The following is a 21,201-nucleotide window of genomic DNA, read 5'->3' as shown; positions in this document are numbered from 1 at the left end:
CAAGATGTTATCTTCAATTCTCAGTCTTGGCGCAATCGGATTCCTGGCGGCTCTGGCCCTCGGCTTTGCCGCCCGTAAATTCGCCGTTGAAGTCGATCCGCGCGAGGAAGCTGTTCTCGAACTGCTGCCGGGGGCGAACTGTGGTGCCTGCGGTTTTCCCGGGTGTGCCGGTTATGCCAAGATGGTCGCCGGCAGTGATACAATCTCTGCACCCTGTCCGCCGGGGGGCGCTGCGGTCATGGAAAAGATTGCCAATATCATGGGCCTGGCGCCGATTACGACAACCCCGAAAGTCGCGGTCGTCATGTGCCAGGGCGATAATCACAAAGCAAAAAATAAATACAAGTATCTCGGTCTGACCGATTGCCGGGCCGCCCAGAAGGTGGCGGATGGACCGAAGCAGTGTCCGGGCGGCTGTATGGGTCTCGGCACCTGCGAGCGGATCTGTCCGTTCGGAGCGATTGAGATGACTCCGGATCATCTGGCGGTGATCAGCCGCAGAAAGTGTACGGGATGCGGGAAGTGTGTTGCCGCCTGTCCGCGCGATGTGATCAAGATGAAACCGCTTGAGGCGACGACCCATGTTCTTTGCAACAGTCATGACAAGGGCGCACTGGTCCGGAAATATTGCGATGTCGGCTGTATTGCCTGCCAGATCTGCAAAAAACAGGTGCCGGAGGCCTATGAAATCGAGAACTTCCTGGCAACGGTCGTTTACGATCATCACGACAAGGCGTCGGAAGCGGTCGAAAAATGCCCGACCAAGTGTATCCGCGATTTTATGATCAGCTATCCTGAAGGGAGCAGTTTCGCCGAAGCGACCGTTCCGATGCGTAAAAAAGAGAAGGCGGCCTGATCAATGGCAATCGGTAAACTGAAAACCTTCCCGGGTGGCCTGCATCCGGATGACAGCAAGCAATCAACGGCGACCCGACCGATTGAGGAAGTGCCGCTGCCGGAGATTTTGGTCATTCCCCTTTCGCAGCATATCGGCGCCCCGGCAGAGGTCTGTGTCGAGGTCGGCTCGCTGGTTAAAAAGGGTCAAGTTATCGGCAACGCCAAGGGGTTTGTTTCGGTGCCGGTTCATGCTTCGACCTCGGGTGAAGTGATTGCGATCGAACCGCGGCCGCATCCTTCCGGCCGTCCCCTGCCGTCGGTTGTGATCAGGCCGGATGGCGAAGATACCTGGATCGAAGGGTTGGTGCAGGGCGACCCGGAAAAACTGACTGCTGATGAGCTGAAGAACCGGCTGCGTGATGCCGGCATTGTCGGTATGGGCGGTGCCACGTTTCCGGCCCATGTCAAACTGTCGCCGCCGGAAGAAAAGCCGATCGACACCCTGATCCTCAACGGGGTCGAATGTGAGCCCTACCTGACAGCCGATCATCGATTGATGCTGGAAGAGCCTGACAGGATTATGCGTGGTATCGTAATTCTGCGCAAAATCCTTGGCGTCGATCGCATCTATATCGGGATCGAATCGAACAAGCCGGATGCGATTGAACTGATGACGGAACAGTGTGTCGGGACCGGCATCGAGGTTGTGCCGCTTGCGGTCAAGTATCCGCAGGGCGCTGAAAAGCAGTTGATCCTGGCGATAACCGGTCGTGAAGTTCCGAGTGGCGCACTGCCGATGGAAGTCGGTGTTGTTGTGCAGAATGTCGGTACCGCTGCCGCCGCCGCCGATGCCGTATACGAAGGCCGACCGCTGGTCGAGCGCATCTGCACCGTGACCGGTAGCGGCATTCAGGAGCAGAAAAACTTGCGCATCCGGATCGGAACGCCCCTGCAGCATCTTGCCGAGTTCTGCGGCGGTCTTTCCGGCGAACCGGCCAAACTGATTATGGGTGGCCCGATGATGGGCATGTCCCAGCTCTCGCTCGACGTCCCGGCGACCAGAGGCACCTCTGGCCTGCTTGTTTTCCGGGAGGGAGATGTTGCGCTGGCCGAAGCGGGCCCCTGTATTCGCTGCGCCCGTTGTGTCCGGGCCTGCCCGGCCGGATTGCTGCCGACGACAATTGCCGCCTACACCAGGCTGGAACTGTTTGACCAGGCGGAAAACTTTTGTGCAATGGATTGTATCGAATGCGGCTGCTGCAGCTACAGCTGCCCGTCTTACATCCCGCTGGTCCAGAGTCTGCGCCACGCGAAGGCCGCCATCCTTGAAAAGCGGAGGAAAATCCAGTCATGACCGGAATCTATCTTTCCTCTTCCCCTCATATCCATTCCGGCGAGACGACCGACAAGATCATGCGGGCGGTCATCTACAGCCTGTTGCCGGCCTGTGTGGTTGCCGTCTATTTCTTCGGATTGCCGGCCCTGCTGACGCTGGTCCTGTGTACCGGTGGTTCTGTTGCCGCCGAAGCGCTTTGCAATAAAATGTTCAAGACAAAATGGTCGGTTGCTGACGGTTCGGCCGCCCTGACCGGGATTCTGCTGGCATTCAATATGCCGCCGAATGCACCCTGGTGGCTCTCCCTGCTCGGCGCCGCGATCGCGATTATTGTCGGTAAGCAGGTCTACGGCGGGCTCGGCTATAATCCCTTCAACCCGGCTCTGGTGGCGCGGGTTGTCCTGTTGATTTCGTTCCCGGTGCACATGACAGCCTGGACAGCGCCGGCGCCGCTCGGCAGCGGAATCGATGTCATGTCCGCAGCGACGCCGCTTGGCGAGTGGAAGACAGCGGTTATGTTGACCGGCCAACTGCCGGAGAACATGACCGCCGGCTTCGGAAATTATTTTATCGGCAACATGGCCGGCTGCGTCGGCGAGGTTTCGGCCCTGGCCCTGTTGCTCGGTGCCGCCTACCTGTTCTGGAAAAAGATTATTACCTGGCATATCCCGCTGACCTTTATTGCGACCGTGGTGATCGCCAGCGGCATTTTCTGGCTGGTCGATCCGACGCGTTATCCCGATCCGGTGTTTCATCTGCTGACCGGTGGTCTCGTCCTTGGCGCCTTCTATATGGCGACCGATATGGTAACTTCACCGGTCACGCCAAGGGGCATGTACGTTTTCGGTTTCGGCTGCGGCCTGATTACTGTTCTGATCCGGCTGTTCGGCGGCTACCCGGAAGGGGTTTCGTTCGCGATTCTTCTGATGAATGCGGCGACGCCGCTGATTGATCGTTATACCCGCCCACGGGTTTTTGGCAGCGCAACGGAGGGCAGGTGATGAAGGATATTCTGAAACTGGCCCTGGTGCTGACATTGATTACCGCCGGTGCCGGATTGATTCTGTCGCTGGTCGAATCGGTGACCCGCGAGCCGATTGCCGAACAGCGACGCCTCGAAACCCTGCGCGCCCTGCAGGCGGTGATGCCGGCTTATGACAACAGCCCGGACAGCGATACCATCGAGCTGATCACCGGCCGCGACAAGAAGGGACGTGACGTTTCGCGGACCTTCTATCGGGGGCGCAAGGAAGACCAGTTGAGCGGTGTTGCCTTCAAGGTCGTCGCTTCTGACGGCTACAGCGGCAATATCTTCATTATGGTCGGAGTCGATGCAACCGGCAGCGTTTCCGGAATCGAGATTCTCAGCCATGCTGAAACACCGGGTCTGGGGGACAAGATTACCCTGGACTGGTTCAAGGATCAGTTCAAACAGAAGAATCTCGATAATATTGACTGGCGGGTGAAAAAGGATGGCGGCGAGTTCGACCAGATTACCGGTGCGACGATCTCGCCACGTGCCGTGGTCAAGGCGGTCAAGGCGGGCCTTGAATTTTATCGGGATCATCGCCAGGAGATTGTCCAATGAATATCGCTGGAGAATTCAGCAAGGGGATCTGGCGGGAAAATGCTGTATTCAGGCTACTGCTCGGGCTTTGCCCGGTACTGGCGGTGACGACCAGTGCCGAAAATGGGCTCGGAATGGGTCTGGCAACAACGTTTGTTCTGGTCAATTCCAATATTGTCGTTTCGTTGTTGCGTAAAATGATTCCACCGAAGGTCCGGATTCCGGCCTTTATCGTTATCATCGCCTCGTTCGTGACCATCGTACAACTGGTGATGGAAGCTTACGTCTACTCTTTGCACAAATCACTCGGAATTTTTATCCCGTTGATTGTCGTCAATTGCCTGATTCTCGGGCGCGCCGAAGCCTTTGCCTCGAAAAACAGAACCTTCATTTCGATTATTGACGGCGTCGGTATGGGGCTCGGTTTTACCCTGGCGCTGTTTGTACTCGGGGCGGTACGGGAAATCTTCGGTAGTGGTTCGCTGCTCGGAATTTCGTTGTTCGGGTCCGGCTATGAGCCCTTCCTGCTAATGATTCTGCCGCCGGGTGCGTTTATCACCCTCGGCATCCTGCTCGCCGGGATGAACAAGATTGATTCCCGGCGCAGTATGACCCGCTCCTAGACGGCGCAGATCCGGTTGCGGCCGCTTTCCTTGGCCCGGTACATCGCCTGGTCGGCACGTTCGAGAACGCTTCGCAGGGTGTCGGTAGCAAGGAGAGAGGTCACCCCGATGCTGGCCGTCAGCATCTCGCCGGTCACCGGGCAGGGTTGTTCATTCAAGCGTATCTTCAACTTTTCTGCCGCCTTTACTGCAGTGTCGGCGGCAGTATTCGGCAACAACACGAAAAATTCCTCACCGCCGTACCGGCTAATTGTATCGACCTTGCGAAACACCGAAGTGAGCTGATTGGCAAACCAGATCAGAGCCCGGTCTCCGGTTGGATGGCCCAGGGTGTCGTTGATCTGTTTGAAATGATCAATGTCGATCGCTACCAGCGAAAAAGTCGACTCGTAACGCTTGTAACGGATAAATTCGTCCTTCAGTGACTGCATCAAGGCGCGTCGGTTGGGGAGTTTGGTCATCAGGTCAATGCGTAACTGCTTGCGCAAGGTCTGGTTGAGATTCTCAAGAACAATTGAATCGGAAGCATCGGAGAACACCTCGACCGCTCCTAAAATCTGATTGGTCGATCCGAAGACCGGGGAAACCTTGACATCAACGGCGACCCGGTAGCCTTTTTTATGGTAAAGGTAGGCCCGTTTGTAAACCTGACGACCTTCCTTGAGCGAGTCAAAAAGCGGGCAGTGGTCTTCGCAGAGCGAGCAACCATCGCAATCGACATGGCGCAGGATGTTGTCGTTGCAATAGGATCCGACAACGTCCTGGGAATTGTAGCCGGTCAATTGCTCGGCTGCCGTGTTCCAGTACAGGATGCGTCGTTCGGTGTCGGTGAAGTAGACCCCTTCCGACATCTGGTCGAGCATAACCTTGTAGAAATCGTTACGAAACGGCAAATCTGTTATCGACATATTCTCTGGCCCCCAGGCGCCTAAGTTCGCTAATCAGCGTGCATAACATACATCAGAGTACCACCATACAGGGTACAGGTAAAAGTAGAAATTTCCGTATTTTAATTGGTGATCGTTCCGCCTGTCCCGGCAGTGCCGGAAACTTAAACAGGCGGGTAACGCTGGACCCCGGCTTGCCGCTTATTCTGTCGCATTGCCGGCGGCAGCGGGAAGAACGACAAGATGGTCGGTCTGCCACCGGCTCGGCGTATTGCTCTTGCGGCCCGATTCCGGCAGCGGATGCGGTGAGCGCAACCGGCAAGATTGGTTGTCTTCGCCGAAAAGGGCGGACCAGGCGATAGTAAAATCGGCCAAGATTGCGATCTTCCGATATAGCTTGAAAAGCCCACGATCAACTGATAATGCAGTAAATGGAACAGTCGAATTTCAGCGACCAATTAACTCTGTTTATGGAGCCGATTGGCCGGCGTGAAAAAGGGCGATTATTGTCTCGAATAAAACCTGATAATCATTAAAGGTAAAAGGCGACCAAATTTGTCGTAAAAGGCCAGAATAAGCGGATTTGCGGCTCATCAGGCGATCCCGCTAAAGTGCATACAGTATACGGTATTTTTCCCTTGACAAAGACCTTAAAGTATCCTAACTTGCACACGCTTAAAATGCCGTTAAAACCAGCCCTGATTAGATTAAATGTGACAGTCATCTCGTTGGGAGGAGTCATTACATGCTAGACAATTATTTGCCGATCCTGGTGCTTGTCGCCATAGCCTTCGCCTTTGCGGCCGGCTCGGTGGTTTTTTCCCGCCTGGTCGGACAGAAGAAGCCGTCCGCCGTCAAGCTCGCACCGTATGAGTGCGGCATGCCGCTTTTCGGTACGGCCCGGGATCGTTTTTCGGTCAAGTTTTACATCATCGCAATGCTCTTTATCGTATTTGATATCGAGGTTGTCTTTCTTTATCCCTGGGCGGTGATGTTCAAAAGGCTCGGCATGTTCGGTTTCGCTGAAATGGGCGTTTTTATTCTTATCCTGTTTGTCGGCTACGTATATGTCTGGAAAAAAGGAGCGCTGGAATGGGAGTAGATCAGACACTGGGAAACAATATCATTACAACGAGTCTGGACAAGCTGGTTAACTGGTCCAGATCCCGTTCAATGTGGCCGATGACCTTTGGTCTCGCCTGTTGCGCAATCGAAATGATGGCCGCCGGTGCGGCCCGTTTTGACCTCGACCGGCTCGGGATCCTTTTCCGTGCGTCGCCGCGCCAGTCTGACGTGATCATTATTGCCGGGACCGTAACTAAAAAGATGCTGCCGGTTATCGAGACCGTTTACGAGCAGATGCCGGAACCGAAGTATGTTATCGCCATGGGTGCCTGTGCCTGCTCCGGCGGGATTTTTGATACCTACAGTACGGTTCAGGGTATTGACCAGCATCTGCCGGTTGATGTTTATATCCCGGGCTGTCCGCCCCGCCCGGAGGGCTTGATTTACGGTATTGGCAAGCTCCAGGAAAAGATCATGAATGAGCGCAACTCGTTCGGATCGGTTCTCGGAGTCGGCGAACGGGTTTCCGAAGTCTGATAACTCCGGTATGGCCGGAGCTTACTAAAATAAATAAATGACAGGGAAGCAAGCTATGAGTGAACATGCCGCAGTTGGCAAGCTGAAGCAGAAATTCGCAGATGCCGTTCTGGATGTTGTAGAGTTCCGGGGCGAGACGACGGTCACGGTTAAAAAAGAGCAGATCGTCGAGATCTGCAATTTCCTTAAAGGTGACCTCGGATATAATTTCCTCTGCGACCTCTGCGGGGTCGACTATCTCGGTCAGTCCCCCCGCTTCATGGTGGTCTACAATCTTTACAATATCTCCCTCAAGGATCGCCTCCGGATCAAGGTTCCGGTTGAAGAGAGTGATCCGGCCGTCGATACGGTCTGCACGGTCTGGGCGACAGCCAACTGGCATGAGCGGGAATGCTGGGACCTGATGGGGATTGCATTCAACAACCATCCCGACCTGCGCCGCATCCTGATGCCGGCCGATTGGGAGGGGCACCCCCTGCGCAAGGACTACCCGGTTCAGGGCCCTGATCGTGAACCGTATCAGGGTCGTCTGCAGTAAATCGAAAGAAAATCTACTCGCGACACTTTAATCCTCAAGGATAAAGAGGCAAACGATGGCACAAACTGAAACCATGACCATAAATATGGGTCCGCAGCATCCTTCGACCCATGGTGTTCTCCAGCTGATTCTTGAGCTCGATGGCGAAAATGTCGTCAAAACGACGCCGCATATCGGCTTCCTGCATCGTGGCGTGGAAAAGCTTTCGGAGCACCGGACTTACCACCAGACGATTCCCCTGACCGACCGTCTCGATTACCTGGCGCCGATGAGCAACAACCTCGGCTATGTTCTTGCGGTTGAGAAGTTGCTCGACATTACCGATCAGATCCCGGAGCGGGCCAAGGTTATCCGGGTGATGCTTGCCGAGCTGACCAGGATCAAGAGCCACCTTGTCTGGCTGGCAACCCACGCCCTCGATATCTGTGCCATGACCGTATTCCTCTACTGTTTCCGCGAGCGCGAGGCGATTATCGATATCTATGAAAAGATCTCCGGCGCCCGGATGACCACCAACTATTTCCGGGTTGGCGGACTTTCGGCTGATCTGCCGGCAGGTGTGACCGACGATATCCGCAAGTTTGCCGAAGACATGGACTCCTATGTTGATACTTACGAAGGCCTGCTGACCGGCAACAAAATCTGGCAGAAGAGGACGATCGACGTCGGCACGATCTCGGGTGAAGATGCGATCGATATCGGCCTCTCCGGTCCGGCCCTGCGCGCCTCCGGTGTTGACTGGGATCTGCGTCGTGATAACCCGTACAGCGGCTATGAAGATTACGATTTTGAGGTGCCGGTTATGGAAGAGGGTGACACCTTCGCCCGGTACAAGGCGCGCCTCATCGAGATGCGTGAATCGGCCAAGATCATTATGCAGGCGCTCGACAAGCTGCAGGACGGCCCGATTCTCGCTGATTGCCCGAAAATCTGTCTGCCGCCGAAACAGGATGTCGTCAACTCTATCGAAGGCCTGATTCATCAGTTCAAGATTATTACCGAAGGCTTTACGGCGCCGGAAGGCGAAGTTTATGTCGGCATCGAAGCGCCGAAAGGCGAGCTCTGCTACTATCTCGTCTCCGATGGTTCGGCCAATCCTTACCGGATGAAAATCCGGCCGCCATCATTCGTCAATCTGCAGGCTCTGCCGCAGATGGTCGAGGGCGCGCTGCTGGCTGACGTAATCGCAACGATCGGTACCCTGGATATTGTCCTTGGTGAAATCGACCGTTAACTGACTCCGACTCAAGAGGTAATTCCATGAGCGAAGCTGTGGAGCAAGTTCAAGAACAGGAAGTCGATCTCGCGCCGTGTAACGAGATCCTCGACAAGTATGTCGATATGCCGGGCGCCCTGATGCCGGCTTTGCAGGCAATTCAGGAGCATTACGGCTATATTCCGGAGCCGACCGTTCATCTGACGGCTGAACGACTCAATGTCTATGCGAGCCAGATCTACGGGGTTCTGACTTTTTATGCCCAGTTCCACCTCGAACCGCGGGGCAAGTATATTATCCGCGTTTGCATGGGGACCGCCTGCCACGTCAAGGGGGCTGGCCGGATCGGTGATACCCTCAAGGATCGTCTTGGTGTAGGCCATGCCGAAACTACCGAGGATCTTAAGTTTACCGCCGAGTATGTCGCTTGTATCGGGGCCTGTGGTATGGCGCCGGTCATTATGGTGAATGACGATACGTACGGTTCGCTGACAGTTCAGAAGATGGATGAAGTCATCGACAAGTACGTCAAGATGGATTGATAACTGACCGAGGTTTTTATGGCCGACACAGCTGAAAATATCGAAATACTTGTCTGTACCGGAACCGGCGGCTTTGCCTCCGGAGCCCAGAAAGTTATTGACGCGTTCGAAGATGAATTCGAGAAGCAGGGCTTGGAAGCAAAGGTCGGCAAGCGTTGCGACATTAAAAAGACAGGCTGCCGTGGTCTCTGTGCCAACGACGTTATGGTCGATGTTGTTATGCCGGGTGAGGAGGCGATCACCTACGATTTTGTGACCCCCGAACTGGTGCCGCAAATCGTTGAAGAACACATGATCGGCAAGGAGCCAGTGCCAAAGAAGGTCGCCGGACCTTACTATGGCCAGTTTCTCGAGAAGCAGCAGCGTCTGATCTTTTCGCGTTGCGGAACCATCGATGCCGAAAGTATTGAGGATTTTCTCGCCCATAAAGGATTTACCGGTATCAGGAAAGCGGTCACCATGACGCCGGAAGAAGTTATTGAGGAAGTCAAGAAGTCCGGCCTGCGTGGTCGTGGCGGCGGTGGTTTCCCGACCGGGGTCAAGTGGTCATTCTGCAAGGCGACGCCGGGTGATGAAAAGTATCTGATCTGCAACGCTGACGAGGGTGACCCGGGCGCATTTATGGACCGTTCGATCCTTGAAGGCGACCCCTACGGAATCATTGAAGGGATGATGATTGCCGCCTATGCCATCGGCTGCACCTTCGGTTACGTCTACTGCCGTGCCGAGTATCCGTTGGCGATCAAGCGTCTGCAAAAGGCGATCGATACCTGTTACGAAAGAGGGATCCTCGGCGAAAACTGCCTCGATCTCGGCTTCAAGTTCGACATGAAGATCAAGGCCGGCGCCGGAGCGTTTGTTTGTGGTGAAGAGACAGCCCTGATGGCTTCGATCGAGGGTGAGCGCGGCATGTCCCGCCCCCGCCCGCCGTTCCCGGCCGTCCGTGGTTTGTGGCGCAAGCCGACCAACATCAATAACGTTGAGACTTTTGCCAACGTTTCCTACATTTTTTACAACGGCGCCGAATGGTTCTCCAATATCGGCACCGAAGGGACCAAGGGGACCAAGATCTTCGCCCTGACCGGCAAGGTCAAGCATACCGGCCTGGTTGAAGTTCCGGCCGGCACCGCGATGCGCGAAGTTATCTACGATGTTTGTGGCGGTATCCTCAACAACCGCAAGTTCAAGGCGGTTCAGGCCGGTGGCCCTTCCGGCGGCTGTCTGCCGGCAGAAGCTCTCGATGCCCAGGTCGACTATGATTCCCTGATCCAGGCCGGTGCGATGATGGGTTCCGGTGGTCTGGTTGTCATGGACGAAACGACCTGCATGGTCGACATTGCCCGCTTCTTTCTTAACTTTACCCGCGTTGAGTCGTGCGGCAAGTGTATCCCCTGCCGGATCGGCCTGAAGATCATGCTCGAAATCCTCGAGCGGATCACCGAAGGCAAGGGTCAGGAAGGCGATATCGAACTGCTTCAGGATATGGCTTACGACATCAAGAAGAGTTCGCTCTGTGGCCTCGGTCAGACGGCGCCGAACCCGGTTCTGTCGACCATCCGTTACTTCCGGCATGAGTACGAGGCCCACATCAAAGAAAAGGAATGCCCTTCCCACAGCTGCAAGCCTCTGCTCAAGTTTGAAGTCATTGAAGAGAAGTGCAAGAAGTGCGGTATTTGTCCGAAGGTATGCCCGGTTGACTGTATTGCCTGGGAAAAAGGGCAGGTCGCGGTTATCGACAAGGAGAAGTGCACCGAATGTACTTCCTGCTACGACGCCTGCCGCTTCATGGCAATTGAATAACGAACTAGACGCATTTTTAACGATAAAGAGGACACGATGGTTAACCTGACGATCGACGGCAAAGAGATCACGGTCAGCAAAACTGCGACAATTTACGAAGCGTCAATTGAGGCCGGTATTGATATTCCGGTTCTCTGCTACGCCAAGAAGCTTTTGCCCTACGGCGCCTGCCGGGTCTGCCTGGTCGAAGTTGAGCAGATGAAAGGCCGTCTGATTCCGGCCTGCACCACTCCGGTGACCGAAGGTATGGTGGTAACAACCATGTCTGATGAAATCAAGAAGGTTCGCAAGACCGTTCTTGAATTCCTTCTGGTCAACCACGTAATCGACTGCCCGGTCTGCGACAAGGGCGGCGAATGCGACCTGCAGGACCTCACTTACGAATATGAAGTTGTCACCAACCGTTTTCAAGGTGAAAAATTCGATCTGCCGACCGACGAGGTCAACCCGCTGATCGAGCGCAACATGAACCGCTGTGTTCTTTGCGGCAAATGCGCGCGTGTTTGCGACGAAATCGTCGGTTATGGTTCCTACTCGTTCATCAATCGTGGGTTCGAAACCAAGATCGCAACCGCTTTTGATCGCGGCCTTAACTGTGAATTCTGCGGCCAGTGCGTGTCGATGTGTCCGGTTGGTGCGATTTTGCCGCGGCCGTTCAAGTTCAAGGCGCGTCCCTGGCAGCTCAAGGAAGTCGACTCGGTCTGTAGTTACTGCGGCAATGGTTGCACCGTCAGCCTCGGGGTGATGGACAACAAGGTTCAGACCATTCGCTTCAACGACAAGATTGGTGTTAATGACGGAAACCTCTGCATCCGTGGTCGTTTCGGCTACTCCTACGCCAATAGCGAGGAGAGACTGACGACGCCGCTGGTCAGGAAGGATGGAAAACTGGTTGAAGCGAACTGGGATGAGGCATTGACTGCTGTTGCCGAAGGTTTGCAGAAAGCCGCGGCTGACAAGGGTTTCGGCATCCTCTCGGGAGCCCGCCTGACCAATGAAGAACTCTTTCTGCTGAAGAACGTCGCCAAAGCAGCCGGTACCGAAAATATCGATCACTCCGGCGGCGAGTGCTACAAGGGTGTGACGGAAGGACTGTTTCAAACCCTCGGTATCCAGGCCTCAACCGGTACGTTCCCGCAGGTTGAAGATGCTGATGTCATCATCTCTATTCGCTCCGATTTCTATGAGACCCATCCGGTCTTCGGCATGGTTGTCAATCAGGCGGTCAAGCGCAACGAGGCCCAGCTTTTCGTTGTCGCCGATAAAAAGGGCAAATTTGGCAAGCTGCCGAATGCTGTGACCATGCTCCATAAGCCGGCGCTTGAGGTCAACGTTCTGAACGCCATGGCGCAGGCTCTGATTGAAGATGGTTCGGCGGTGACCGCTGGTGTTGAGGGGCTTGATGATCTGCAGAAGAGCCTGGCCGAGTACACTCCGGAAAAGGTTGCCGCGGTAACCGGCGTCCCGGCCGAGCAGATCCGTGCTGCAGCCAAGGCACTGGCCGGAGCCGAGAAGAGCGCTATCCTGCTCGCATACGGTCTCCCCTACACAGCGCAAAGCAAGGAAATTGCCGTTGCTGCCGCCAATCTGGCGATCCTCAGCGGCAATGTTGATAAGGAAGGAAGCGGCCTCTACCTCTGTGGCGAAAAGGCCAACAGCCAGGGTGCCATCGACCTCGGGGTTATCCCGGCCGGTCAGGGTATGGGCGCCTCGGCGATGCTTGATGCGGCCGCAGCCGGCAACCTGTCGGCTCTCTACATTGCCGGTGAAGATATTATGAGTTCCTACCCGGATCGCAGCCGCACGGAAAAGGCCCTCGACGGAGCCGGCTTTGTTGTCGTTCAGGACCTGTTCCTGTCGCCGACGGCGGAGCGAGCCGATGTTGTTCTGCCGGCGGCATCATTTGCCGAGAAGGATGGAACCTTCACCAACGCCGAGCGCCGGATTCAGCGGGTTCGGCCGGGTATCACCAGCCCTGGTGAGGCAAAAACCGATTTTGAAATTTTTGAACTGCTCGCCGCCAGGCTCGGCAGCAGCGTCAGTTATACCGGTCCGGCTGCCGTATTCGCGGCGATTGCCGAAGAGGTTAAAAACTATGCCGGTATTGAATTCAACGATATCGGACCGGAAGGCGTTGTCTGGGGTGGTGAGAGTCCGGTCATCAAGCAGAAAAAAGTTATTGCCGTTGCCGGCAACAAGGCCATTGATGGCAAATATCTGTTGTTGACCGGCAGCGCTCTTTATCACAGCGGTACGGTTTCGACCAGGGCGAAGGGACCGGTAGCGGTTGTCCCTGAAGCCTACGTTGAATTCGGTCGTGAAGATGCTTCGGCACTGCAAGTTGCCGAGGGCGATATGATCAAAGTCAAAGCGAACGGTGCAGAACTCCAGCTCAAGGCCAAAATCGACAACCGGTTGCCGCAAGGGGTCTTATTTGCACCGTATCACTTTGCCGACGCCGGAATTAATAATGTTTACAAGGGTGAAGCTGCTGTTGCTGTTGATGTCAGTAAGTAGCCAGCCCGTATTGATGAGATAACAAAGGTAAATGAAGAGGATTACCATGACGCCAGAAATGCTTAGCCTCTCAAACAGCCCGCTTCTTTTCGTTGCGGCCATGATTATTAAAATTCTCGTGGTCTTCGGCGTACTGATGGGGATTGTGGCCTACGCAACCTATGCCGAACGTAAAATCATCGGTCGGATGCAGACCCGCCTCGGACCGATGGAAACCGGCTGGTATGGTCTGCTGCAACCGATCGCCGACGGTATCAAGCTCTTTTTCAAGGAAGATATTATTCCGGCCGAAGCGAGCAAGGTCCCGTTTATCCTGGCCCCGATGATGATCCTGGTCCCGGCACTGATCACCATGGCGGTTGTGCCGTTCGGCCCTGACCTGACGATTGGCCAGTACATCATTCCGTTGCAGATTACCGATCTCAATATCGGCATCCTTTTCGTCCTGGCAATGGCCGGTCTCGGTGTCTACGGTATTGTTCTTGCCGGCTGGGCCTCGAACAGCAAGTATTCGCTGCTCGGCGGTATTCGTTCCTCGGCCCAGATGGTCTCTTACGAGCTGACTGCCGGCCTGGTCATCGTTTCCATTTTCATGCTGTCGGAAACCCTCAGCCTCCGCGGTATTGTTGCCGCCCAGATGGAACCGCTCTGGGGCATCGCTACCTTGCCGCACTGGATGCACAACTGGTACATCTTCTCGCAGCCGCTCGCTTTTGTCCTGTTCATGTTCAGTGGCCTGGCCGAGATCAACCGGACCCCGTTTGACCTTCCGGAAGCCGAAACCGAGCTTGTCTCCGGTTTCTGTACCGAGTATTCATCGATGAAATACGCCATGTTCTTCATGGCTGAATATGCCAATATGATCGTGATTGCCGGAATCACTGCGACCCTGTTTCTTGGTGGCTGGGACGGCCCGTTCTACGGTCCGATCAATTTCCTGCTCAAGATCTTCTGCTTCATGTTCTTCTTTATCTGGATCCGGGCGACCTGGCCACGGGTGCGTTACGATCAGTTGATGTTCCTGGGCTGGAAGATATTCCTGCCGCTGTCATTGGCCAATATCGTCCTCACCGGCTTTGTTGTCCTGATGTTCCAGTAATCATTAATTCGAGAAAGAGGGATTTCTCATGATTAAAGAGTTTATCCAGGGTTTATGGATCACATTCAAGCACTTGGGCCCGGGGAATACCACGACTGTTCAGTATCCGCGCAAAGGGCATCGGCTGCAGCCGGCTGAGCGTTTTCGTGGACTGCACCGCCTGGTTCCCGACCATGACCGCGAAAAATGTGTTGCTTGCTATCTCTGCCCGACCGTCTGCCCGGCCAAGTGTATTACGGTCGAATCGGCCGAGAATGTAAAAGGTGAGAAGTACCCGAAGGTCTACAAGATTGATCTTCTGCGGTGCATCTTCTGCGGCTACTGTGTCGAGGCCTGTCCGGTCGAAGCGATCGAGATGACCGGCGATTACGAACTGGCCAATTATCATCGCGAAGACTTCACCTTCGATAAAGATCGTCTTGTACGCTAATTCGTGACGGGAGCACTGAATCGATGGAAATAATGTATTTTTACCTGCTTGCCCTGGTCGCTGTTGTTTCGGGTTTTCTGGTCGTAACCTGCAAGAGCCCGATCAATAATGCGATTGCCCTGATGATGACATTTGTTTGCCTGGCAAACTTCTATGTCATGCTGAATGCCCCATTCATGGCAGCCATCCAGATCATGGTTTACGCCGGTGCCATTCTGATGCTGATCATCTTCACGATCATGCTGCTGAATCTCGGAACCGCCGTAGCCCGCAAGGGGAGCCACAGTGTCGGCTGGGCAACGGTCCTTGCTGCCATGATCTTTGGTCAGATCTACTATCTGCTCAATCGTGGCCGGCCGATGGACATGATCAACATCAAGAAGGATTTTGACGCAGCGGCGGTTGCTCAGATCGGACACACCGAACTGATTGCCGAGTCCTTGTTCACCAAGTTCCTGCTGCCGTTCGAAATTGCCTCTATCCTGCTCCTGGTGGCCATTGTCGGTGCCGTGGTGCTGGCTAAAAAAGAAGTCTAACGGCTTAACGGGAGGAAGATCCAATGATTACAACAAGTCACTACATGGTGTTGAGTGCAATTCTCTTCTCTCTGGGGACCTTCGGGGTTCTGACCAGGAAGAACGCGATTGTTATCTTCATGTGTATTGAACTGATGCTGAATGCCGTCAACCTGACCTTTATTTCCCTGTCGAGTCACCTCGGCAACATGGATGGTCAGATTTTCGTTTTCTTTGTTATGACTGTCGCCGCTGCCGAAGCAGCCGTCGGTCTCGCCCTGATGATCGCATTTTTCCGTAATCGGGAGTCGATTGCGGTTGACGATTTCAGTTTGCTGAAATGGTAACCTGCTTTTTGTTGTAGGGATTCATTCCGGTTAGGAGAGTATAGATGTACGATAAACTTTGGCTCATTCCGCTCTTTCCCCTCGTCGGCGCCATCATCAATGGTCTGCTCGGCAAGAAGGTTCTCAAGAGTGAAAAGGTAATCGGTGCCATCGGAACACTGGCTGTGGCCATGTCTTTCGTCGTGTCCTGCAAGTATTTCTTTCAGCTGCTCGGTGATATTGACAAAAGCCACAACGAGAAAGTTTTTTCCTGGATGACGGTCGGTCAGCTTCAGGTTGACTGGGAGTTCCTGTTTGATCCGCTCTCGGCGGTGATGCTGCTCGTTGTTACCGGTGTCGGCTCGCTGATCCACCTCTATTCAATCGGTTACATGCATGGCGAAGAGGGTTTTTACCGCTACTTCAGCTATCTGAACCTCTTCGTATTTTCGATGCTGATGCTGGTCCTCGGCGGCAACGCCCTGGTCATGTTTATCGGTTGGGAGGGCGTCGGTCTCTGCTCGTACCTGCTCATCGGCTACTACTTTGAAAAGAAATCGGCTGGCGATGCCGCCAAAAAGGCATTTGTCGTCAACCGGGTCGGTGACTTCGGCTTCCTGCTCGGACTGCTGACTCTGTTCTGGACCCTCGGTTCGGAGCATGGCGTCTGGACGATCAATTTCGAAGAGATTGCCGCTAATGGTCATTTGCTCGGGACCGGCAGTGTTGTCGTCACCATCATCACCCTCTGCTTCTTCCTCGGTGCCACCGGTAAATCGGCCCAGATTCCGCTTTATACCTGGTTGCCGGATGCAATGGAAGGTCCGACCCCGGTTTCAGCCCTGATCCATGCTGCGACCATGGTTACCGCCGGCGTCTACATGATCGGCCGGATGAACGGACTGTTTGCAATGGCCCCGGGCACAATGATGGTTATAGCCTGTGTCGGTGCTGCGACCGCCCTGTTTGCCGCCAGCATCGGTTTTGCCCAGAATGACATCAAGCGCGTTCTCGCATATTCAACTGTTTCGCAGCTCGGCTTCATGTTCATGGCGATGGGCGTTGGCGCCTTTACCGCCGGTATCTTCCATCTGATGACACATGCCTTCTTCAAGGCCTGTCTCTTCCTCGGTTCCGGTTCGGTTATTCACGCCATGCACCATGCCCTGCATCATGCTCATCTGGATGATGATCCTCAGGATATGCGCAACATGGGCGGCCTGCGCAAGTTCATGCCGGTCACCTGGATCACTTACCTGATCTCCTGTCTGGCCATTTCCGGCATGCCGTTCTTCTCCGGCTTCTTCTCCAAGGATGAGATCCTCTGGTGGACCTTCGCATCGACCCGCGGCAGCATCATCGTCTGGGTCGTCGGTTCGGTGGCGGCCATGATGACGGCTTTCTACATGTTCCGGTCGCTCTACATGACCTTCCATGGTCCGCAGAAGACCGATGCCCGTGCCAAGGACCACGTGCACGAGTCACCCTGGGTGATTACCCTGCCGCTGGTTGTCCTGGCAACGCTGGCCACCGTCGGCGGTTTTGTCGGGATTCCGCATGTCATCGACAAGTTCCATATCGGTAACAAGCTTGATCAATTCCTGGCTCCGGTTTTTCATCATACGCAGCAGACCTATGACATCAGTGCCCATGGCAGCGCTTCGACTGAAATCGGTCTGATGGTCCTTTCGGTCATTCTCGGTCTCACCGGAATCGGTGTGGCAACCCTGTTGTACATGAAGCGCCCGGAGCTGCCGGCGCGGTTTACCGCACGGTTCAGCAAGCTGCATCGCTGGGTCTATAACAAGTGGTACATTGACGAGCTCTACGACTTTCTGTTCATTAACCCATGCAAGGCCTTTGGCCGTTTCTGCTGGAAGGGGCTGGATGTCAGTATTGTTGACGGGGTCGTTAATGGTTTCGGTTATGTGACCCGGGGCATCTCCTCCGGTTCCCGCTACCTGCTGCAGACGGGTTTGACCCAGAATTATGCGGCATGGATGGTAGTCGGGGTTGTTGTTTTTGTTGGTTACTTTGTCCTGCGATAACAGGCAGAGAATTTTCTAGAGTTAATACAAGGAGCGTTTTGCAATGAGCGAACACCTTCTCAGTCTGATGACTTTCCTGCCACTGTTGGGCATGGTGATCCTGCTGTTTATTCCCAGGGACAACGAGCCTCTGCTGAAAAGCTTTACTCTGGTTGTGACCCTCGTCACCTTCTTTGTCAGCCTTCCACTGGCTTTCAATGATGTGTTCACCATGAGTTCGGATATGCAGTACACCGAGTTTATCCCCTGGATCAACGTTGAGGGGTACTTCCAGATGAACTACAACGTCGGCATCGACGGCATCAGCCTCTGGCTGGTCATGCTGACGACTTTCATCATGCCGATTGCTGTGCTGTCGACCTGGAATGCTGTCGGAAAGAGCGTCAAGGGCTTTATGTCTCTGTTGCTGCTGCTTGAAACAGCGATGCTCGGAGCCTTTATTTCCCTTGATCTGTTCCTTTTCTACGTCTTCTGGGAGCTGATGCTGATTCCGATGTACTTCCTGATCGGTATCTGGGGGGGCAAAAACCGGATCTACGCCGCCGTCAAGTTTTTTATCTACACGGCGGTCGGCTCGCTGTTGATGCTGGTAGCGATCATCTTTGTCTACTATTTCGCGATCCAGTCCGGTATCGAAATGAAGGGCTTCAGCATTGCCCAGTTCTATCTGGCCGACATTCCGGCGAGTTACCAGCTCCTGCTCTTTATGGCATTCGCCTTCAGCTTTGCCATCAAGGTGCCGATGTTCCCGCTGCATACCTGGTTGCCCGACGCCCATACTGAAGCTCCGACGGCCGGCTCGGTTATCCTGGCAGCGATTCTGCTGAAGATGGGAACCTACGGTTTTGTCCGTTTTGCAATCCCGCTCTTCCCGGATGCGCTGCAGCAGTGCATGCCGGTCCTGGCGACGCTCTGCGTCATCGGTATTATCTACGGTTCACTGGTCGCTATGGTGCAAAGCGATGTCAAGAAGCTGGTCGCCTACTCTTCAGTGGCCCATCTCGGTTTTGTTATGCTCGGTGTTTTTGCCCTGAACATTCAGGGTATGGCCGGCGGTCTGATCCAGATGATCAACCACGGGATCTCGACCGGCGCGCTCTTCCTTATCGTCGGATTCATATACGAACGGCGCCACACCCGGGAAATCTCCGAGTTCGGCGGCCTTGCCAAGAAAATGCCGATTTTCGCGACGATCTTTCTGATCATTACCTTCTCGTCAATCGGCCTGCCGGGAACGAACGGTTTTGTCGGCGAGTTCCTCGCCCTGATGGGAGCATTTGAAAGTGAACTCCGCTGGTATGCCGTTTTTGCAACGACCGGTGTGATTCTGGCCGCTGTTTATATGCTCTGGATGTACCAGCGGGTCATGTTCGGTAAAATCACCAATCCGAAGAATGAAGAGCTGAAGGATCTGTCGCTGCGTGAAATCGTTCTGATGGTACCGCTGTTGATCTTTGTCTTCTGGATCGGAATCTATCCGAATACCTTTTTCAGCAAAATGAATCCTTCCCTGGAAAACCTGTTGCAGCAGGTCAAGGGGAATCAGCAGGTCGCCATGGTGCAGGATGTCGATGCATCTGGCCACCTCGATATTAAATAATTAAAAGCATCAACACTGTTTCCGGAGGAAGATGTTCATGGAAAATCTGGTGCAAACCGCCATTGAAAATGTGAATTTTTCGGCAATCATGCCGTCGCTGATTCTGATCTGCTTTGCTATGGCATTACTGCTGATCGGCGTCTTCTCGGCTCGCGGCCGGACAAGTCATGTTGCATGGATCAGCATAATCGGGCTGATTGTAACGGCTATCTACACCTATACTGACTGGATTGACCCTGTCAGTCACGGTGGGTTCGCCGGTCATGTACTGCAGGACAGTTTTGCCGTCTTTTTCAATATTGTTTTTATTGTTGCCGCAATACTGACAATCCTGATTTCTGACGATTACCTGAAGCGGGAAGGATACCCGATCAGTGAGTATTACGCGCTGATCCTGTTTTCGACCGCCGGTGCGATGTGGATGGTTTCAGGGACCAACCTGATGACCATCTTCCTCGGCCTCGAGGTTTTGTCTATTTCGCTTTATGTGCTGGCCGGCCTGTTCCGGGGCGATGTCCGTTCAAACGAAGCAGGTCTTAAGTACTTCCTGCTCGGCGCTTTTTCGACCGGTTTTTTACTTTACGGAATGGCTCTTCTATATGGCGTGACCGGGGACTTCAATCTCGACGCTATCGGTCAGTTCCTGGCGAGCCATCCGGCCGAGGTTGGCAATCCGATGACTATTGCCGGTATGATTTTGCTCAGTACAGGGTTCTTCTTCAAGATAGCTGTCGTGCCATTCCATATGTGGGCACCCGACGTTTATCAGGGCGCGCCGACTCCGGTGACAGCGTTCATGAGCGCCGGCCCGAAAGCTGCTGCGATTGCCGCCTATATTCGTATCCTGTTTTTCGCTCTCGGTGAAATGCGCGACGAGTGGACAATCATGCTCTGGATCCTGGCGGTCCTGACGATGACGGTCGGTAACTTCATTGCGATCTCACAGACCAACATCAAGCGGATGCTCGCCTACTCCTCAATATCACATGCCGGTTATGCCCTGGTTGGTCTGGTTGCTGCCAACTTCGTCGGCATCTCCGGTGTTCTCTTCTACATGCTCGCCTACACCTTCATGAATATCGGTGCCTTTGGTGTTCTGGTTCTGGCTGGCAAGAAGGGAGAGGAGAACCTGACTTTGGAAGGTTTTGCCGGATTCGGTTACAAGAGGCCGTTTCTCGGTGTTGCGATGTGTGTTTTCCTCTTCTCGCTGATGGGTCTGCCGCCGACCGCCGGATTCGCTGGAAAATTCTATGTCTTTGCCGGAGCCGTTAAGGCCGGGTATATCTGGCTGGCGGTTATCGGTGTCCTCAATTCGGCGGTCTCACTCTATTACTACCTGCGGGTTATGGTCTACATGTATTTCCGTGAACCGCTTGAGGATTACTCCTGGGTGAAACTGCACGCCGGAGCGGTAATCTCGATTGTGATCGCTCTCCTCGGGGTACTCTATCTTGGTGTACTGCCGGACGGGGTCATGGAGATGGCAAAGGCTGCCTTCATGCAGTAACTCTTCTTAGGCCGAATAAAAAGCCCCCCGGATTACGGGGGGCTTTTTTGTTGCTGACATGATTTGTAATCAACCACCAGTCTCAGTTTCGAACTCATAGCCGCAGGCCGGGCATTTGACCCGGGTCGGGCCGGTGGTCGCGCATCCTGAAACAAATAAAAGAAGCGCTATCGTTGATAAAACAAGAACTTTTTTCATCTGGCACCTCACT

Annotated in this window: 20 protein-coding genes; 19 read left to right on the top strand and 1 reads right to left on the bottom strand. The window is 54.3% G+C overall.

The features are described 5' to 3' along the window. Positions 1–4 precede the first annotated feature (4 nt). From C0623_14125 to C0623_14105, 5 genes are read left to right on the top strand one after another with little or no spacing between them, the layout of a single operon-like run. Positions 5–856, top strand: a complete 852-nt coding sequence (locus tag C0623_14125) for a ferredoxin (protein ID PLX97968.1) — start codon at positions 5–7, stop codon at positions 854–856. A gap of 3 nt (positions 857–859) precedes the next feature. Continuing rightward, positions 860–2,191 carry an electron transport complex subunit RsxC gene (locus tag C0623_14120; protein PLX97967.1) on the top strand — a complete coding sequence of 444 codons (1,332 nt, stop codon included), beginning with the start codon at positions 860–862 and terminating at the stop codon, positions 2,189–2,191. Further along, positions 2,188–3,174 (top strand): electron transporter RnfD, encoded by a 987-nt coding sequence (locus tag C0623_14115; GenBank protein PLX97966.1) that lies wholly within the window; start codon positions 2,188–2,190, stop codon positions 3,172–3,174. Before C0623_14120 ends, C0623_14115 begins: the two co-directional genes overlap by 4 nt. Beyond that, entirely contained in the window at positions 3,174–3,761 is a 588-nt protein-coding gene (locus C0623_14110) for a hypothetical protein (protein ID PLX97965.1), read from the top strand. The genes C0623_14115 and C0623_14110 overlap by 1 nt, the downstream gene beginning before the upstream one ends. Then, the gene (locus C0623_14105) at positions 3,758–4,363 is read left to right on the top strand and encodes an electron transport complex subunit RsxE (protein PLX97964.1); all 606 of its coding nucleotides are present in this window, start codon (positions 3,758–3,760) and stop codon (positions 4,361–4,363) included. The genes C0623_14110 and C0623_14105 overlap by 4 nt, the downstream gene beginning before the upstream one ends. On the opposite strand, the gene C0623_14100 is transcribed toward C0623_14105, so the two are convergent. After that, positions 4,360–5,271 carry a sensor domain-containing diguanylate cyclase gene (locus C0623_14100; protein ID PLX97963.1) on the bottom strand — a complete coding sequence of 304 codons (912 nt, stop codon included), beginning with the start codon at positions 5,269–5,271 and terminating at the stop codon, positions 4,360–4,362. The genes C0623_14105 and C0623_14100 overlap by 4 nt on opposite strands. Before the next feature lie 724 nt (positions 5,272–5,995). Between C0623_14100 and C0623_14095 the strand changes: the two genes are divergently transcribed. The 14 genes from C0623_14095 to C0623_14030 are packed head-to-tail and all read left to right on the top strand — an operon-like array spanning position 5,996 to position 20,990. After that, on the top strand, positions 5,996–6,352 hold the full coding sequence (locus tag C0623_14095) for an NADH-quinone oxidoreductase subunit A (GenBank protein ID PLX97962.1): 357 nt from the start codon (positions 5,996–5,998) through the stop codon (positions 6,350–6,352). Continuing rightward, entirely contained in the window at positions 6,343–6,852 is a 510-nt protein-coding gene (locus C0623_14090) for an NADH-quinone oxidoreductase subunit B (GenBank protein PLX97961.1), read from the top strand. Before C0623_14095 ends, C0623_14090 begins: the two co-directional genes overlap by 10 nt. A gap of 55 nt (positions 6,853–6,907) precedes the next feature. Continuing rightward, the gene (locus C0623_14085) at positions 6,908–7,390 is read left to right on the top strand and encodes an NADH-quinone oxidoreductase subunit C (GenBank protein ID PLX97960.1); all 483 of its coding nucleotides are present in this window, start codon (positions 6,908–6,910) and stop codon (positions 7,388–7,390) included. 55 nt (positions 7,391–7,445) lie between these two features. Continuing rightward, the gene (locus tag C0623_14080) at positions 7,446–8,624 is read left to right on the top strand and encodes an NADH-quinone oxidoreductase subunit D (protein ID PLX97959.1); all 1,179 of its coding nucleotides are present in this window, start codon (positions 7,446–7,448) and stop codon (positions 8,622–8,624) included. Positions 8,625–8,650: 26 nt separating this feature from the next. Next, the gene (locus tag C0623_14075) at positions 8,651–9,148 is read left to right on the top strand and encodes an NADH-quinone oxidoreductase subunit NuoE (protein PLX97958.1); all 498 of its coding nucleotides are present in this window, start codon (positions 8,651–8,653) and stop codon (positions 9,146–9,148) included. An 18-nt stretch (positions 9,149–9,166) separates the two neighbouring features. Beyond that, positions 9,167–10,948 (top strand): NADH-quinone oxidoreductase subunit NuoF, encoded by a 1,782-nt coding sequence (locus tag C0623_14070; GenBank protein ID PLX97957.1) that lies wholly within the window; start codon positions 9,167–9,169, stop codon positions 10,946–10,948. A 36-nt stretch (positions 10,949–10,984) separates the two neighbouring features. Next, a complete protein-coding gene (nuoG, locus tag C0623_14065; GenBank protein PLX97956.1) occupies positions 10,985–13,465 on the top strand; it encodes an NADH dehydrogenase (quinone) subunit G in 2,481 nt (826 codons plus the stop codon). A 46-nt stretch (positions 13,466–13,511) separates the two neighbouring features. Beyond that, complete coding sequence (locus C0623_14060; protein PLX97955.1) at positions 13,512–14,564, top strand: NADH-quinone oxidoreductase subunit NuoH; 1,053 nt, start codon at positions 13,512–13,514, stop codon at positions 14,562–14,564. 28 nt (positions 14,565–14,592) lie between these two features. Further along, positions 14,593–14,994, top strand: coding sequence for an NADH-quinone oxidoreductase subunit I (locus tag C0623_14055; protein ID PLX97954.1), 402 nt, complete (start codon positions 14,593–14,595; stop codon positions 14,992–14,994). A 23-nt stretch (positions 14,995–15,017) separates the two neighbouring features. Beyond that, a complete protein-coding gene (locus C0623_14050) occupies positions 15,018–15,530 on the top strand; it encodes an NADH-quinone oxidoreductase subunit J (protein ID PLX97953.1) in 513 nt (170 codons plus the stop codon). Between the two features lie 23 nt (positions 15,531–15,553). Next, positions 15,554–15,856 carry an NADH-quinone oxidoreductase subunit NuoK gene (locus tag C0623_14045; protein PLX97952.1) on the top strand — a complete coding sequence of 101 codons (303 nt, stop codon included), beginning with the start codon at positions 15,554–15,556 and terminating at the stop codon, positions 15,854–15,856. Positions 15,857–15,900: 44 nt separating this feature from the next. Next, a complete protein-coding gene (locus C0623_14040) occupies positions 15,901–17,883 on the top strand; it encodes an NADH-quinone oxidoreductase subunit L (protein PLX97951.1) in 1,983 nt (660 codons plus the stop codon). A gap of 43 nt (positions 17,884–17,926) precedes the next feature. Beyond that, positions 17,927–19,483 (top strand): NADH-quinone oxidoreductase subunit M, encoded by a 1,557-nt coding sequence (locus C0623_14035; protein PLX97950.1) that lies wholly within the window; start codon positions 17,927–17,929, stop codon positions 19,481–19,483. A gap of 37 nt (positions 19,484–19,520) precedes the next feature. Then, on the top strand, positions 19,521–20,990 hold the full coding sequence (locus tag C0623_14030) for an NADH-quinone oxidoreductase subunit N (GenBank protein ID PLX97949.1): 1,470 nt from the start codon (positions 19,521–19,523) through the stop codon (positions 20,988–20,990). The last annotated feature ends 211 nt before the right edge of the window (positions 20,991–21,201 follow it).

The organism is Desulfuromonas sp. (assembly GCA_002869615.1).
In the GTDB taxonomy this organism is placed as follows: domain Bacteria; phylum Desulfobacterota; class Desulfuromonadia; order Desulfuromonadales; family UBA2294; genus BM707.
This window is presented reverse-complemented; position numbering and strand designations above follow the sequence as displayed.